Origin of the sequence: Arthrobacter sp. DNA4 (assembly GCF_024362385.1) — a bacterium.
In the GTDB taxonomy this organism is placed as follows: domain Bacteria; phylum Actinomycetota; class Actinomycetes; order Actinomycetales; family Micrococcaceae; genus Arthrobacter.
The window spans coordinates 1,828,429-1,842,317 of record NZ_CP101466.1; the positions used below are offsets into that span (position 1 = coordinate 1,828,429).

The 13,889-nt window shown below is 67.8% G+C and carries 14 protein-coding genes; 9 read left to right on the forward strand and 5 right to left on the reverse strand.

Features of this window, described 5'->3' with window-relative positions:
- Positions 1 to 52: 52 nt before the first annotated feature.
- The 5 genes from NMQ03_RS08400 (at position 53) to NMQ03_RS08420 (ending at position 7,054) form a co-directional block, all read left to right on the forward strand.
- A complete protein-coding gene (locus tag NMQ03_RS08400) occupies positions 53 to 2,737 on the forward strand; it encodes a GNAT family N-acetyltransferase (RefSeq protein WP_255175183.1) in 2,685 nt (894 codons plus the stop codon).
- A 41-nt stretch (positions 2,738 to 2,778) separates the two neighbouring features.
- Positions 2,779 to 3,522, forward strand: coding sequence for a DUF5998 family protein (locus tag NMQ03_RS08405; protein ID WP_142134246.1), 744 nt, complete (start codon positions 2,779 to 2,781; stop codon positions 3,520 to 3,522).
- Positions 3,522 to 4,748 carry an alkaline phosphatase family protein gene (locus NMQ03_RS08410; RefSeq protein ID WP_255175184.1) on the forward strand — a complete coding sequence of 409 codons (1,227 nt, stop codon included), beginning with the start codon at positions 3,522 to 3,524 and terminating at the stop codon, positions 4,746 to 4,748. Before NMQ03_RS08405 ends, NMQ03_RS08410 begins: the two co-directional genes overlap by 1 nt.
- Entirely contained in the window at positions 4,741 to 5,481 is a 741-nt protein-coding gene (locus tag NMQ03_RS08415; RefSeq protein ID WP_255175185.1) for a thymidine kinase, read from the forward strand. The genes NMQ03_RS08410 and NMQ03_RS08415 overlap by 8 nt, the downstream gene beginning before the upstream one ends.
- Positions 5,482 to 5,593: 112 nt before the next feature.
- Positions 5,594 to 7,054 (forward strand): HNH endonuclease signature motif containing protein, encoded by a 1,461-nt coding sequence (locus NMQ03_RS08420; protein ID WP_255175186.1) that lies wholly within the window; start codon positions 5,594 to 5,596, stop codon positions 7,052 to 7,054.
- Between the two features lie 44 nt (positions 7,055 to 7,098).
- On the opposite strand, the gene NMQ03_RS08425 is transcribed toward NMQ03_RS08420, so the two are convergent.
- The 3 genes from NMQ03_RS08425 to NMQ03_RS08435 form a co-directional block, all read right to left on the reverse strand.
- The gene (locus NMQ03_RS08425; RefSeq protein ID WP_255175187.1) at positions 7,099 to 7,686 is read right to left on the reverse strand and encodes a dihydrofolate reductase family protein; all 588 of its coding nucleotides are present in this window, start codon (positions 7,684 to 7,686) and stop codon (positions 7,099 to 7,101) included.
- A 124-nt stretch (positions 7,687 to 7,810) separates the two neighbouring features.
- Positions 7,811 to 9,142, reverse strand: coding sequence for a septation protein SepH (sepH, locus tag NMQ03_RS08430; protein ID WP_255175188.1), 1,332 nt, complete (start codon positions 9,140 to 9,142; stop codon positions 7,811 to 7,813).
- A 130-nt stretch (positions 9,143 to 9,272) separates the two neighbouring features.
- The gene (locus NMQ03_RS08435; RefSeq protein WP_255175189.1) at positions 9,273 to 9,761 is read right to left on the reverse strand and encodes a DUF3093 domain-containing protein; all 489 of its coding nucleotides are present in this window, start codon (positions 9,759 to 9,761) and stop codon (positions 9,273 to 9,275) included.
- A gap of 116 nt (positions 9,762 to 9,877) precedes the next feature.
- Here NMQ03_RS08435 and dut point away from each other — a divergent pair, with 116 nt between their 5' ends.
- From dut to NMQ03_RS08455, 4 genes are all read left to right on the forward strand, one after another.
- Positions 9,878 to 10,396: a dUTP diphosphatase gene (dut, locus tag NMQ03_RS08440; RefSeq protein ID WP_255175190.1), complete on the forward strand. Its 519-nt coding sequence runs from the start codon at positions 9,878 to 9,880 to the stop codon at positions 10,394 to 10,396.
- Positions 10,397 to 10,504: 108 nt separating this feature from the next.
- A complete protein-coding gene (locus tag NMQ03_RS08445) occupies positions 10,505 to 11,218 on the forward strand; it encodes a DUF3710 domain-containing protein (RefSeq protein WP_255175191.1) in 714 nt (237 codons plus the stop codon).
- Between the two features lie 100 nt (positions 11,219 to 11,318).
- Positions 11,319 to 11,570 (forward strand): hypothetical protein, encoded by a 252-nt coding sequence (locus NMQ03_RS08450; RefSeq protein ID WP_369693209.1) that lies wholly within the window; start codon positions 11,319 to 11,321, stop codon positions 11,568 to 11,570.
- Positions 11,567 to 12,340 (forward strand): DUF3159 domain-containing protein, encoded by a 774-nt coding sequence (locus tag NMQ03_RS08455; RefSeq protein WP_255175192.1) that lies wholly within the window; start codon positions 11,567 to 11,569, stop codon positions 12,338 to 12,340. Before NMQ03_RS08450 ends, NMQ03_RS08455 begins: the two co-directional genes overlap by 4 nt.
- Before the next feature lie 24 nt (positions 12,341 to 12,364).
- Here NMQ03_RS08455 and NMQ03_RS08460 read toward each other — a convergent pair whose 3' ends face one another.
- Both NMQ03_RS08460 and NMQ03_RS08465 read right to left on the reverse strand, forming a co-directional pair.
- On the reverse strand, positions 12,365 to 13,123 hold the full coding sequence (locus NMQ03_RS08460) for a TrkA family potassium uptake protein (RefSeq protein WP_255175193.1): 759 nt from the start codon (positions 13,121 to 13,123) through the stop codon (positions 12,365 to 12,367).
- A complete protein-coding gene (locus tag NMQ03_RS08465; RefSeq protein ID WP_141160783.1) occupies positions 13,120 to 13,794 on the reverse strand; it encodes a TrkA family potassium uptake protein in 675 nt (224 codons plus the stop codon). The genes NMQ03_RS08460 and NMQ03_RS08465 overlap by 4 nt, the downstream gene beginning before the upstream one ends.
- Positions 13,795 to 13,889: the final 95 nt, after the last annotated feature.

A 13,889-nucleotide genomic window follows, 5' to 3' on the forward strand; every position in this document is an offset into this window, starting at 1 on the left:
TTACTGCGCAGCCATAGGGTGTGCTGCGATAGTTTTTGGCTAGGCTAAGCCTATGGTGGATCAGCCCGGGGACGGCGAATATCCGGAACATTGGGAAGCCGATGTCGTCCTGCGTGACGGCGGGACAGCGCATCTGCGGCCCATCCACCCGTCGGACGCGGACGCCGTCCAGGCCTTCCATACCGGGCAGTCGCAGAATTCAATCTACATGCGCTTCTTTGCGTTCAAAGCCAGGTTGTCCGCGAAGGAGCTCAAGCGGTTCACCGAGGTGGACTACAAGGACCGGGTGGCGTTCGTCATCACCATTGGCGGCGAAATCATCGGAATCGGCCGGTATGACCGGCTGACCGATCCCACCGAGGCGGAGGTCGCCTTCAACATTGCCGACGCCCACCAGGGGAGGGGCATCGGGTCCATCCTGCTGGAGCACCTTGCCGCCGCGGCGCACGAAAACGGCATCCGGAAGTTCACCGCCGAGGTCCTGCCCGAGAACCGCAAGATGCTGATGGTCTTCTCCGACGCCGGCTACGACGTCAAGCGCCACTTCGACGACGGCGTCGTCAGCCTGGAGTTCAACGTCGACCCCACCGAAAAATCCCGTGCCGTGATGGAATCCCGCGAGCACCGCGCGGAGGCGAGGAGCGTCCGGGAGCTGCTGGCGCCGTCGTCCGTTGCCGTCATCGGGGCCAGCCGCCGTTGGGGGACCGTGGGGTACCAGCTGCTCGAGCACATCATCGAGGGCGGTTTCCACGGCCCGGTGTACGCCATCAACCCGGAGGCGCTGGAACTGGCGGGCATGATGTCCTACGGCAAGCTCTCCGAAGTTCCCCAGCCCGTCCAGCTGGCCATCATCGCCGTGCCCTACGAGGAAGTTGCAGGCGTGGTGGAAGAGTGCGCGGCGGCCGGCGTCAAGGGCGTGGTGATCGCCTCCGCAGGCTTCGCGGACGACGGCGAACGCGGGCTCCAGCGGCAGCGCGCCCTGGTGCGCCAGGCCAGGGCGAACGGGATGCGGGTGATAGGGCCGGCGTCGCTGGGCATCGCCAACACCCACCCCGACGTCTCACTGAACGCCTCCATGGCGCCAACCATGCCGCTGCGCGGCAGCCTGGGCCTGTTCAGCCAGTCGGCGGCCATCGGCGTCTCGCTGTACGCCGCCTCCAGCCGGCGCAGGCTGGGGCTGTCCAGCCTGCTCTCGGCGGGCAACCGGGCGGACGTTTCCGGCAACGACATGATGCAGTACTGGGAGGACGACGCCGACACCTCCGCCGTGGGCCTGTATCTCGAATCGATCGGCAACCCGCGTAAGTTCTCCCGGATCGCACGCCGGCTGGCACGCACCAAGCCGGTCATCGTGGCCAAATCCGACACCATGGGGCTCCGCCTGCCACCAGGTCATGCCGTCCGCACCACGCAGGCGCCGGCGGGAGCGCTGGATGCCATGCTGCGCCAGTCCGGCGTGATCCGGGTGGAAACCGTGGAACAACTGGTGGATGTGGCACAGGTGGTGTCGGGAAGGCTGCTCCCGGCCGGACCCGACGTCGCCATCTTCAGCAACTCCCAGGCGCTGGGCAACGTGGTGGCGGACAGCGCTGCGGCACACGGCCTGGGAGTGGCGCAGGTGGTTTCCGGGCTCGACCTGGACGCCGGACAATCGGTGGCCCTGCCTCTGCTCCGGAAGGCCCTCCTTGACGCCCTTGCCTCGGACGCCGTCCACGCCGCCGTCGCCGCACTCCTGCCTGCCCGCGGGCTGACGGTCGACGCGGTGGCCCAGGTCCTCGCAGAATGCTCCGCAAGCGCAGGGAAGCCGGTGGTGGCAGCCTTCACCGGAATCCTGGACCCCGCCATCAACGTGGAGGGCCTGCTGGGAACCGAGGGCTGCACCGTCCCCTGCTTCTCAAACCCCGGCGCGGCGGTGGCCGCTCTCGCCGCGGTGGTCCGGTACGCGGAATGGGCCGCCCGCGACCAGGGGCACTTCGTGGAGCCCGCCGGTTGCGACCCGCGGCAGGCGGCGGCTGAGATCGACGAACTGCTGCGGGACGTCACGGGTGAACAGCTCAAGCAGCTGGACCCGGCGGCAACCGCCTCCCTCCTGGGGCATTACGGCATTTCCGTCCTGCCCTCGGCGCCGTTTACCACCCCTGATGAGGCGGTCGCCGCCGCCGACTCACTGGGCTGGCCGGTGGTGCTGAAGACCACCGAACCTGCCCTCCGCCACCGGCTGGACCTCGGCGGCGTGCGGCTTGGCATCGAGGACGCCGAATCGCTGCGCCTGAATGTGCTGCAGATGCGGCGCGCGCTCGCTGCCTATGGAGATCCGGCCCTCGAAGTCCAGGCCATGGCCCCGGTGGGGCAGACGTGCACGTTCCGGGCCATCGAGGACCCCCTGCTGGGCCCGGTCATCTCCTTCGGCCTTGCCGGTGACGCCGTCAACCTCCTCGACGACTGGTCCCACCGGGTTCCGCCGCTCTCCGCGGCCGACGTTCACGACTTCATCCGGGCGCCCAGGGCGTCCCGGAAGCTCTTCGGCTACCAGGGCCTGCCGGCCGTGGACGTGCAGGCGCTGGAGGACCTCGCGGGCAGGCTGGCATGGATGAAGGACAACCATCCGGAGATCGCGCTGGTGGAATTCAACCCTGTCCTGTGCGGCACCTCCGGGGCCACCATCCTCGCCGCGGACGTGCGGATCGGCAACGCCGCGCAGCGCACCGACAGCGCCCGCCGGGCCATGCTGGGCTGAGGCGGTTAGCAAGTGACCGGCCGATCTGTGAAAATGGGGGCATGAGCTTCCAGCCTCCCGCGTCGGCGCCCGAAACGCCCGGAAACGAAAACCAGGCAGTCCGCCAGCACAGCTCACACAACCACGGAGTCCAGGGCCAGAGCCTGGAGGACGCGCTGCAGAAGGCCGGGTTCTACCCGCGCCTGGTGTCTGATGTTGTTGACGACGCCCTGGACGGCCGGGACTGCGTGGCGCACCTGGTGCACCTGGAAACGCACTTCGACCGGGCAGAAGTGCGCCGCCACATCACGGTCCTGGTCCTCACCGCGGACATGCTGGTCATCACCCATGTGGACGACCAGCAGCTGGATGAGGCGGGGGAGCAGATCGTCGCCCAGATCTCCACCGAGTCCGTTCCCGTGGCCCAGATCAGGTCGGTGGTGCTGAGCTACATGTACGCGCAGCCGCAAAACTACAAACCGTCAGACCCGGTACGGGAACTGACACTGTCCATCGCGTGGTCCGGCGGCCAGCGGCTGGACATGGGTCCGGCCAGCTGCGGCGATCCGCAGTGCGAAGCGGACCACGGCTACACCGGAACCATCGCGCAGGAGGACATCGTGCTCCGGATCAGCGCCGAAGCGGACGGGCTGCAGGCCGTGCAGGACGCCAAACTGTTTGCCCGGGCCCTGCGCGCGGTCAACACCGGTTCCGCCGCCCCCGTATCCCACGCCCAGTCCATGGCGCCGCGGCCGCGCTCCGGAGTGTTCGGCAACCGGCTCAGCCGCGGGCACCAGCAGCGCTGATGCCGGAAGACCGCCACCACGCCGTACAAGCCTCCGGACGCACCCCCGACCTTCCGCCTGCTCCCGCCTACGGGCATCGTTCCATCGCTGAAGTACTGACCAGTGCCACGGCAAGCCTTGGGGTGGAGGGTTTTGCCAATGCCCTCGGATTCCCTGCCGCCTCACGGGTCTGCGTGGTACTCGCGGACGGACTGGGCCGGAACCTCCTCAAGCAGAAATCCGCCCACACCCCGTTCCTCCGCTCTGTGCTTCAGGCCGGGCAGGGCGACGTCCCGGTGTGGCTGGACTCCGCCTTCCCTTCCACCACGGCAGCGGCCCTGTCCAGCTTTGGGACCGGGCTTCCTGCCGGTCAGCATGGCATGGTGGGCTACGACGTCCTGGACCCCGACCAGGACAAGGTGGTCAACCTGCTGGGGAACTGGGATCCGGGCGTAGACCCGTCCGCCTGGCAGCCGTTCCCTACCGTGTTCGAACGGATCGCCGGACAGGTGGATGTCAGCACCGTCAGCCTCTCCCAGTTCGACGGCTCGCCCATGACCCGGGCCGCACTCAGGGGCGGCAGGTTCATTCCGGGGACAACCGCCCATGCCCGGACCGCCGCCGCCGCCGAAGCCATGGCAGCATCCGGCCCGTCCCTCATGTATTTCTACGTCAACGACCTGGACAAGGCCGGGCACCGCTACGGCTGCCGCTCCGAGCAGTGGGAACACCAGCTGGAAGAGCTTGATGCCACTGTCAAGCGGCTCAACTCCACCCTTCCCGCCGGCACCACCATCCTGCTCACGGCAGACCACGGGATGCTGGACGTGGCCGAACCGCAGCGGATCGATTTCTCCACGGACCCTGCCCTGGTGGAGGGCGTCCGCCACACGGCAGGTGAACCACGGATGGTCCACCTGTACCTGGCGGACTCCGATGCCGCCTCTGACGGCGCTGAGCGGCTTATCGCTGCCTGGAAGGCGCGGTTCGGAGACCGGATCTGGGCCTTCACCCGCGGTGAAGCCGTTGCCGGAGGACTCTTTGGCGAGGATGTCCGGCCCGCTGTCGAAGGCAGGATCGGTGACGTCATGATCGCGGCGCGGGACGCCGTCGCGCTTTACGATGGCCGGCGCATGCGGCCGACTGCCATGGAGGTGGTGGGCCAGCACGGCTCGCTGACCAAGGCCGAGCGGGAGGTTCCGCTGCTCTGCTTTACGGCCGAAGGAAGGAACCGCCGGCGTGGCTGAGCTCATCCTCTTCTCCGGCACCATGGACTGCGGAAAGTCCACCCTGGCCCTGCAGATGGACTACAACCACCGGGCCCGCGGCCGCGGCGGGGTCCGGTTCAGCCGCAATGACCGCGCCGGGGAGTCCCGGATCTCCAGCCGCCTGGGCCTGGAGACGGACGCCGTGGAGGTGCTGGACACCACCGACTTCTGGGAGGAAGTCATGATCCGCCGCACCCAGGGGCAGCGTGTTGACTACCTAATCTGCGACGAAGCCCAGTTCTACACGCCCGAACAGGTGGAGCAGCTGGCCAAGGTGGTGGACGAGATCGACGTGGACGTCTTCGCGTTCGGCATCACCGCTGATTTCCGCACCAGGCTGTTCCCTGGTTCGCAACGCCTGATCGAGCTCGCCGACCGGGTGCAGGTGCTCCAGGTGGAGGCGCTGTGCTGGTGCGGCCGCCGCGCCACCCACAATGCCAGGACGGTCGACGGCGTCATGGTCACCGAGGGCGCCCAGGTTGTGGTGGGCGACGTGGACATGGTGGTTGACGCTGCTGTCCCCGAGGCCGGGCACGTGCCTGTTGTGGGGTACGAAACCCTGTGCCGGCGACACTTCATGCGGCGGGTGACGGCGCACGGCGCATCTCTGATGGCACAACAGGACCAACTGCTGCCGTTCGACGTCGATGCCTGCCTCTGGCACGGCTCCGGCGGACCCGGCGAGGGCCGGGGGACAGGCCCGAAGGGCTGACCCTTCCCCGCACGCACCGGCACTTCCGCACCGGCACCTCCATTCCGGGAAGCAGAAGCGCTCCCTTTCGCCTCCGACTCAAAATGTCGTACCCCCTTGTCATGATGGGTTTATGGGGAAGGCAGCGGTGGTGAGGGCTTTTGGGGAAATTCGTGCTGCCCTTGCCGTGCTGAATGCAGAGGTTGGTGCCGTGGTTGATGGGGCCGGTGCGGTGCCTTTTTCTGTTGCGGACCCGTTGGCTGGTTTGGCGGATGGTTGCCTGGAGATTTTGGCCGGGTCCCGTGAGGTTGAGGCCGGGATTGCTGCGGTGAAGGCCAGGGCCGCCGTTGGGTATGCGGAAAGCGCCGCTGCCGTTGCCGGGCCGGACGTGCCGGTGCAGGCGCAGGAGATGGCGGTCGCGGCGGAGATCGGCTGTGTGCTGGCTCTGGGGCCGCGGGCGGCGGGTTCGTTCCTGGCCACCTCGCACGCGGTCACGGCGACGTTGCCGCGGACGTTGGAGGCTTTGCAGGCCGGGGTGATCTCCTGGAGCCACGCGGTGGTGATGGCCGATGAGACAGCGTGTTTGGATGCCGCGGGGGCGGCGGCGTTGGAAGCCCATTTCCTGGACCCGGACGCACCGGACCGGGCGCGGGGGTGCCCGGTGGGGCAGCTTCCGGCGCACCGGTTCAAAGCCAAGGCCCGCACCTGGCGGGAACGCCAGCAGGCCGGGTCCATCGAACAACGCCACGCCAAAGGAGTCGCGGACCGGCGGGTGGAGTTCCGGCCGGACCAGGACGGGATGGCCTGGCTCTCCGCCTACCTGCCCGCGGACCAGGCCCAGGCCGGGTGGAACCGGCTCACGGCGGCCGCCCGTGGCATGCAGGGACCGGATGAAGGCCGCACAATGACCCAGCTCCGGGCCGACACCTTCGCCAACGCGATCCTCACCAACGGCACCACAGTCAACGATGCCAGGCTCGGCGCGGGAACTGACCAGCAATCTCCGATCCGGGCGCAGGTGCTGGTCACCGTCCCGGTGTTCTCCCTGATGGGCCAGACCGACGAGCCGGCGATGCTGGACGGGTACGGCCCCATCCCGCCGTCAATGGCCCGGGAACTGGTGGCCGGTGGTGCGGGGTCGTTCTACCGGGTGCTGGTGGACCCGCGGGACGGGGCACCATTGGAAATCGGCCGAACAAGCTACCGGGTCACCAAAGCCATGCGGTCCTGGCTGCGAATGCGGGACGGGAAGTGCCCGTTCCCGGGCTGCTGCAACAACTCCCTGGACAACGACGCCGACCACATCCTCGCCTGGGCCAAGGGCGGCACCACCGGAATCAGCAACCTGGGACAGCCCTGCCCCAAACACCACAAACTCCGCCACACCACCGGATGGAAACCCACACCCGCCACCAAGAACGAACCACCCGGCTGGACCTCACCCACCGGCCGCCACTACCAAAGCGAACACCAGGACTGGGAACCTACTCAATGGCCTCCGGGGTGGCCGTCGGGGTTCTTGCCCGAGGACCGCAACAAGCCTGGAGAATCGAGCCTTCTGGAAGATGCCCTCCTCCAGCACCTTGCCGTGTGACGCGCCCATTTGCGGCGCACTGCCGGGTTGAGCAGCGCTGATAGCTAGTGGGGCGTCCGCCGGTAGCGGATGTGGGTGGCCAGTGGCGAGTGGAGCACCTCGACCGGTTCGAAGCCGAAGGTTTCCATTCCGTCAAAAATCCGTTCTCCCGAACCGAGTAAAACCGGAGCGATGTCCAGGGTGAGCTCGTCAATCACGCCGGCGGCCAGCGCCTGTCGGACGGTGGATGCTCCGCCGGCGATATCCACTCCCTTGCCCCCGGCCGCCTCGACCGCCGCTGCGTACGCCGCATCGAAGCCGTCGCTGACAAAGTGGAAGGTTGTCCCGCCCTCCATCTGGATCGGATCATGCGGGTAATGGGTGAGGACGAACACCGGTGCATGGTAGGGCGGCTCGGGGCCCCACCATCCGCTCCAATCCTCGTCCCAGTCTCCGCGGACGGGACCAAACATGTTCCGGCCCATCACGTAGGCGCCCCGCGGGCGCATCAGCCAATCAGCCGCGACCCCGTTGGCCTCGTTGGCGCGGGGATCCCCGATGTGCCAGCCGTGGAGTTCCAGCCCCCGCTTGCCCAGCGGGTTCTCGCGGCTTTGGTCAGGCCCGGCGACGAACCCGTCCAGGGACATTGACATGTGGCAGGTGGTGTCCGGCACAGCGAACCTCCAGGGGTAAGTGCAGCTTCTGACCGATGGTGTGCGGGGAGCCTAGCATGCAGCAGTTGGAGGAACTACCCCTGAAGGTGCCGGGAGAGAGCCTTTAGTCGCTCCGTGTGCCGAAGACGATCTCGTCCCAGGACGGGACGCTGGAACGCTTGGGCCGTGCAGGCCGTTCCGGCGCCTCGGCCTCGGGCAACTGCCCGGTAGAGGGGGACGCGTCGTTCTGCTTGGGTGCCGGGCGGCGGGAATTGCTGCCCAGCAGCTCATCCAGCCCGGCGCCGCCGGAGTTGCCGGACCCGGCAGCAGGCGCGGAACCCGACGGCTTCTGCGGGGACGCCGCGATGGTGATTTCCCGGGTGTCGGTGCTGACGCCGTCGTGGAGCCGCAGCGCGTCATCATGGCCGTCCCGGTGCGGCGGAAGCAGGCTCAGCCTCGAGAGCATGGACGGCCTCGCGTCACGGCGCCGGATGAACGAGTCCCCCTGGGCGGCCGGTGCGTCCTGCTGGCCGTCCTGGGATTCGGGGTCCTCCGATTCCGGCTCAGGAGCCGCCTCGGCGGCTACCTCGGAAGGCCGTGGGTGGGCAGCCGGTACGCCGTGGGCCAGGAGCAGCGCCAGGGCGTCGTCCGAATCCTCGTCCACGCCCAGCCGCTGGCCGCGCCGTGACCGGAGCATGTCCAGAAGGCCGTCGGATTCTTTCCCGGCGTCCTGCGCCGCACCCTGGGCCCCAGGGGATGCCTTGGAGGAGTCCGCGTCAGTCTCAAAATCGAAGGGGCGGTCGGAAACCGCCGTGAGGCGGCGGGCGGGAACAGGACCGTCCAAAGGTTCGAGTTCGCTCAGCTGCTGCGCCCAGCGGTTGGTGTTCTGCAGCGATTTGCGTCCGGGGCTGAAGGTCCACAGCGCGGGCGGTTCCTCCCCGATTCCCGAGGTCCCGCCAGGTTTGGCCTCAAAGTTTGCCGAGACAGTCCATGTGCCGTCCTGGCGCCGCCACGAGTCCCATTCCACGGTGGCTGGGTCGATGCCGTGGGCCGAAAGACGGTGGACCACCATGTCGTCCAGCGTCGCCGGGTTGTCGCCGAACGCAGAACGGTAGACGTCGTGGCCGGGGGAGGGTGCCGCGACTTCAACCTTCCGTGCCTGCTGCGCAACGTACTCGCGCTCCGCCAGGACCGGGCCCTCGTAGCGCTCCACCTTGGCCAGCGGCATCCCGGACAACTCCGCGACGTCGGCAGCGGTGGCACCGGCACGGATCCGGGCCTGGATATCCCTGGGGGACATCGGAACAGCAGGCCGCTCCGTCCGCGGTTTCGCCGTGGACCGGCTGGCCGTCCTGAGGGCCTCATCGATCGGCAGCTGGAACATCTCGCCGCCGGCCCCGCTCAACAGGAGATGCGTCCCGTCGTCGTGCACGCCTACAAGCCGTAGATCCTGCATACAAATCCTCCACCCTGGCATTACTATCAACCGAAACTCTGCCACCCGGCGGTGCGGATTTGGCTCAAGAGGCAGGGCGCGCCGTGATTTTCCGCCGGATCAGGGCCCGGGCGGGGAGTTAACGGCAGTGTCAGCGGCGGGCCAGGGCTGCCGTCAGCTGGTCCGGGTGGCGGGTCGAGGCCAACCAGTAGGGGGTCCGGTCGGCCGGGTCGGTGATTTCGATCTTCACCACCGGATCGATCCAGCCGCGGATGCAAAGGTAGGCCAGCCCGTTCAGCCGGGTGCCGCGCTCCGCCGTCGCTTCGCCGGACGTGAACTGCTGCACACCGCCCACAAAGCGGCGTTCGATGGTGGCCCGTCCAACAGTGAGGGCGTCCGGCGTCACCGTGATGGCCGGGGTGGAAAGGACCAGGAGGACAGTGATGATGGCCAGGAGCACCAGTGCCGCGGTGTAGCCCGCTGCCATGCTGATGGGGGCGAAAACCAGGATGCTTACCGCGGAGACACCGGCTGCGATAACCCAGATCCAGGCGTTGGGCCACAGCTTCTCCCGGTAAATAACCGGTCCGCCAGTGGAGGGGGTGCTGGGAACGGACGCGGGCGAGCTTGATTCGGGCATAGCCCAAGCTTTCCACCTTTGGCCCGCTATTTCACCTTGGGGCAAGCCTCCCGGCCGGCGCCGTGGCCGCGGGCTCCTTAGGACTGGTTCGGGGGCGCGGGTTAGAGTGAGTGACTGTGACTGATCATCCCGCCACGGTAGACCTTGTCCCGGACGCAGCATCACCCGCCCCTGCTGCCCCCACCCTGCAGGTCCAGTTGAAAATGCTGGATCCGGAGCTGGAAGCGCCGTCCTACGCACATCCGGGCGACGCCGGCGCAGACCTCCGTGCCCGCGAGGACGTGGTGCTGCTGCCGGGGGAGCGCAAACTGGTCCCCACCGGCGTCGCCATCGCACTTCCGGACGGGTTCGTGGCGCTGATCCACCCCCGCTCAGGCCTGGCCACCAAGCACGGCCTCACGATCGTCAACGCGCCCGGCACCGTCGATGCGGGCTACCGGGGCGAGATCTCGGTGACCCTGCTGAACACCGACTCATCCCAGCCGATAGAGCTGCGCCGCGGCGATAGAATTGCCCAAATGGTCATCCAGCGGGTGGAGTACGCCCAGTTCATTCCTGTCAGCGAGTTGAGCGGTTCCGTGCGCGGCACGGGCGGCTTTGGGTCCACCGGCGGTTTTAACGTTCCCGGAACCTGACACCAGGACGCACCCGCTGCCACGCCAGCACGCACGACGGCGGGACCTCCGCGGTTCCCACCGGCACCATTCAGAACTGGCACATTTTCAGGATTAAGGAGTCACCCCATGGTCTTTGGGCTCGGCAGGAAAGCAAAGAATGAAGAGCCGGCGCAGCCGGTCGACGAGCTGACGGTTGCGGAGGCCGGAGAAGGCGAACCGGGCACTGCTGCCCGCCGCCCGGACGGCCCCTTCGACGAGTCCGAGATCAGCAGCCGCGACGGCTTTGTTGACCTCGGCGCCCTGCTCATCACACCGAGCGAGGGCCTTCAGCTCCGCCTCGAGGTGGAAGAGGCAACGCAGCGGGTAGTGGCAGTCACCCTGGACCTTAACGGCTCCAGCCTCCAGCTGCAGGCCTTCGCCGCCCCCAAGACAGAAACGCTCTGGGATGAGATCCGCGAACAGATCGGCCAGTCAGTCGGCGCGCAGGGCGGCCAGGTTGAAGAGGTTGAAGGCGCTTTCGGCACCGAACTGGTGGCCAAGCTGCCCGCCGGACTTCCGGACGGCAGCCAGGGCTACCGGGTGGCCCGCTTCATCGGCGTCGACGGTCCCCGCTGGTTCCTGCGCGGCGTCCTGGGTGGACCCGCGGCGCTGGAACGCCCCGCCGCGGAACCGCTCGAGGCCCTGTTCCGGCAGGTTGTGGTGGTCCGCGGGGACAGCCCCATGCCGCCCCGCGATCTTCTGCAGCTGAGGCTGCCCAAGGACGCTTCAGCCACTCCTCCGCCCGCCGCACCCACCTTGGAGGAGCCCGAACGTGGTCCCGAAATTACACAGATCGGCTGAGTCCCCACAGGGCGGGCCCACGCAGTCACCGCATGGGATTACGCCGCTGGGCCAACTGCCCGACCGGGGCCGCGTCACCTGCCAGGGACACATTGACTCCGTGACATTTGTACCTGCCGACCGGACTGCCGAATTCAGCGCCATCGTTTCGGAGGATGACGCCGCACGTCCCGCCGCTCCCGGACAGGTCAGGCCACCGCGGCTCCGGGTCGTCTGGCTGGGCCGCCGCCGGGTGCCGGGCATCGAAGCAGGTGCGGAAATCCGGGTTGAGGGGATGCTGGCCCGCGGCAAGGACATGCCCACCATATTCAATCCCCGCTACGAGATACTGTCCCGCCAGGAGAACGAATGACCGCGCACCAGCCCGAACAGCCCACCGGACCTGAAAACCCTGGCAGGAACGGGCAGCAGCAGGGCGGGCCCCAGGCTCCAGGTCCGTCCCCGGTCGCCGGGTTCGCCGCTGAGTATGCTGCCAAAGCCGGGCTCCACCGCACCCACGACGGACGCGTGGACGTCCTGCGGAGCGCCGGGGGAGTGCAGGGCATTGCGGAGAGCATCGTTCCCGGCCTTGTATTCCTGGTGGCGTTCACCATCACCCGCGAGCTCACCCTGTCCCTGGTGGCGGCCCTGGCATCGGCGGCTGTGTTCACCGTGGTCCGGCTGGTACAGCGGCGCCCCCTGACCCAGGCGCTGGCGGGGGTGGCCGGCGTCGGCATTTCCGCCTGGCTGGCCAACACCACCGGAAAGGCGGAGGACTTCTACCTTCCCGGCTTCTTCACCAACGGCGCCTACATCCTGGCGATGGTGCTTTCCATCGCCGTCAAGTGGCCCGTTGCAGGCCTCCTCTTCGGCTTCATCCGGAACGAGGGCGTGGAGTGGCGCAAGGAACCGGCCCGGGTCAAGGCATACCGGCTGGGCACGTGGATCATCGTCGCCGTCCTCGCGCTCCGGCTCATCGTGCAGGTGCCCCTCTACCTCATGGGCACAGACGGCCTGGCCGCTCTCGCAACCACGCGCCTCATCATGGGCGCGCCCCTGTACATCCTCGGGATCTGGGTTGCGTGGCTGGTAACCCGGCCTGCTCCGGCCGACGCTGAAGCCGGCGCAGACCGTACGGCCTGACGCCCAGGCTGCGGGGCGCCCGGCCTAGCCGTCGAAGCCGTCGTCGTCCAAAGCATGGCCGCGGCCGCCCGCGGTGGCCGGCTGACCGTTGCCCGCAGGCTGTTCCCCGGCGTCGATGCTGCCCGGAGCGGAGGAGAGCAGCTCCCGCAGTCCGTCCTCGGCAGCAATGGTGGTGACGAAGAAGAGTTCGTCGCCGCCGTCAATGACGTCGTCCCGGGTGGGCGTGATCGGCGCCTGGTCGCGCAGGATGGCCACCAGGGTGGCGTCCTCGGGCCAGTGGATGTCTCCCACGGTCATGCCGATGACGTGGGAGTCGTGGGGCACAGTGAATTCCACCAGGGACGCCACTCCGGTCTGCAGCGTCAGCAGGCGGACCAGGTCACCGATCTCCACTGCCTCCTCCACGAGGGCGGTCATCAGCTGTGGGGTGTTGACGGCCACGTCGACACCCCAGGAGTCATTGAACATCCAGTCATTCTTCGGGTTGTTCACCCGGCCCACGGTGCGGCCAACACCGAACTCGGTCTTCGCCAGCAGGGACACCACCAGGTTCACTTTGTCATCGCCCGTTGCGGAGACCACGACGTCGGCGTCCTCCACTTTGGCGCCCTGCAGCGTGGAGAGCTCGCAGGCGTCGCCCACCAGCCAATGCGCGCCCCGCAGGCCGCTGCGGCCGATCACCTCGGGTTTGAGGTCGATGAGGAGAATCTCGTGCTTATGCGCCAGCAGTTCCCTGGCGATGGATGACCCGACGCTGCCGGCGCCGACGATAACGACTTTCACTGATACTCCTTGGCGGGGGCTTTGGCGAGGATCTGGGCGATCTGGGCGCTGCGGTCCACCTGCAGCATGGCGTGCACGGTGTCACCGTCCTGGTACGCCGTTCCAGCGTCAGGCAGCAGGCCCTCGCCAAAACGGGTGACGTAGGCCACCCGGACATCGGCGGCCTTCTCAATGCTGCTGATCCGGTGCCCGATCCATCCGGCGTCCAGGTCCAGTTCAGCCAGGACCAGCCGGCCCGAGGGCTCGCGGAAATCACCGGCGAGATGTTGTTCGGGAAGGATGCGGCGCAGCACCTGGTCCGCGCTCCAGCGGACGGCGGCCACCGTGGGGATGCCCAGGCGCTGGTAGATCTCGGCGCGTCCCGGATCGTAGATCCTGGCGACGACATGCGGAACGTGGAAGGTCTCGCGGGCAACCCGGGTGGCCAGGATGTTCGAGTTGTCACCGCTGGAAACGGCAGCGAAGGCATAGGCCTCGCCAACTCCTGCCTGCTTGAGGGTCTCGCGGTCAAAGCCCACACCGGTCACCTTCCGGCCGGTGAAGCCCTGGCGGAGCCGGCGGAACGCGCGGTCATCCTGGTCGATGATGGCCACGGAATGACCGGCATCCTCCAGCGTGTGCGCCAGCGTTGCCCCCACCCGGCCACATCCCATGATCACGAAATGCGCCACCGTATCTCCTTTGTATCTAAGTCAGGATCGTGCAGCTAGAACTCTACCGGCATGGCCCTTGTTAGGCCTGGCAGCGGCCCGTCATGACATCGTCC

Coding starts and splice junctions, on each gene's coding strand:
- NMQ03_RS08400 (WP_255175183.1), top strand. CDS start 53: ATGGTGGATCAGCCCGGGGACGGCGAATATCCGGAACATTGGGAAGCC.
- NMQ03_RS08405 (WP_142134246.1), top strand. CDS start 2,779: ATGAGCTTCCAGCCTCCCGCGTCGGCGCCCGAAACGCCCGGAAACGAA.
- NMQ03_RS08410 (WP_255175184.1), top strand. CDS start 3,522: ATGCCGGAAGACCGCCACCACGCCGTACAAGCCTCCGGACGCACCCCC.
- NMQ03_RS08420 (WP_255175186.1), top strand. CDS start 5,594: ATGGGGAAGGCAGCGGTGGTGAGGGCTTTTGGGGAAATTCGTGCTGCC.
- NMQ03_RS08425 (WP_255175187.1), bottom strand. CDS start 7,686: ATGTCAATGTCCCTGGACGGGTTCGTCGCCGGGCCTGACCAAAGCCGC.
- sepH (WP_255175188.1), bottom strand. CDS start 9,142: ATGCAGGATCTACGGCTTGTAGGCGTGCACGACGACGGGACGCATCTC.
- NMQ03_RS08435 (WP_255175189.1), bottom strand. CDS start 9,761: ATGCCCGAATCAAGCTCGCCCGCGTCCGTTCCCAGCACCCCCTCCACT.
- NMQ03_RS08445 (WP_255175191.1), top strand. CDS start 10,505: ATGGTCTTTGGGCTCGGCAGGAAAGCAAAGAATGAAGAGCCGGCGCAG.
- NMQ03_RS08455 (WP_255175192.1), top strand. CDS start 11,567: ATGACCGCGCACCAGCCCGAACAGCCCACCGGACCTGAAAACCCTGGC.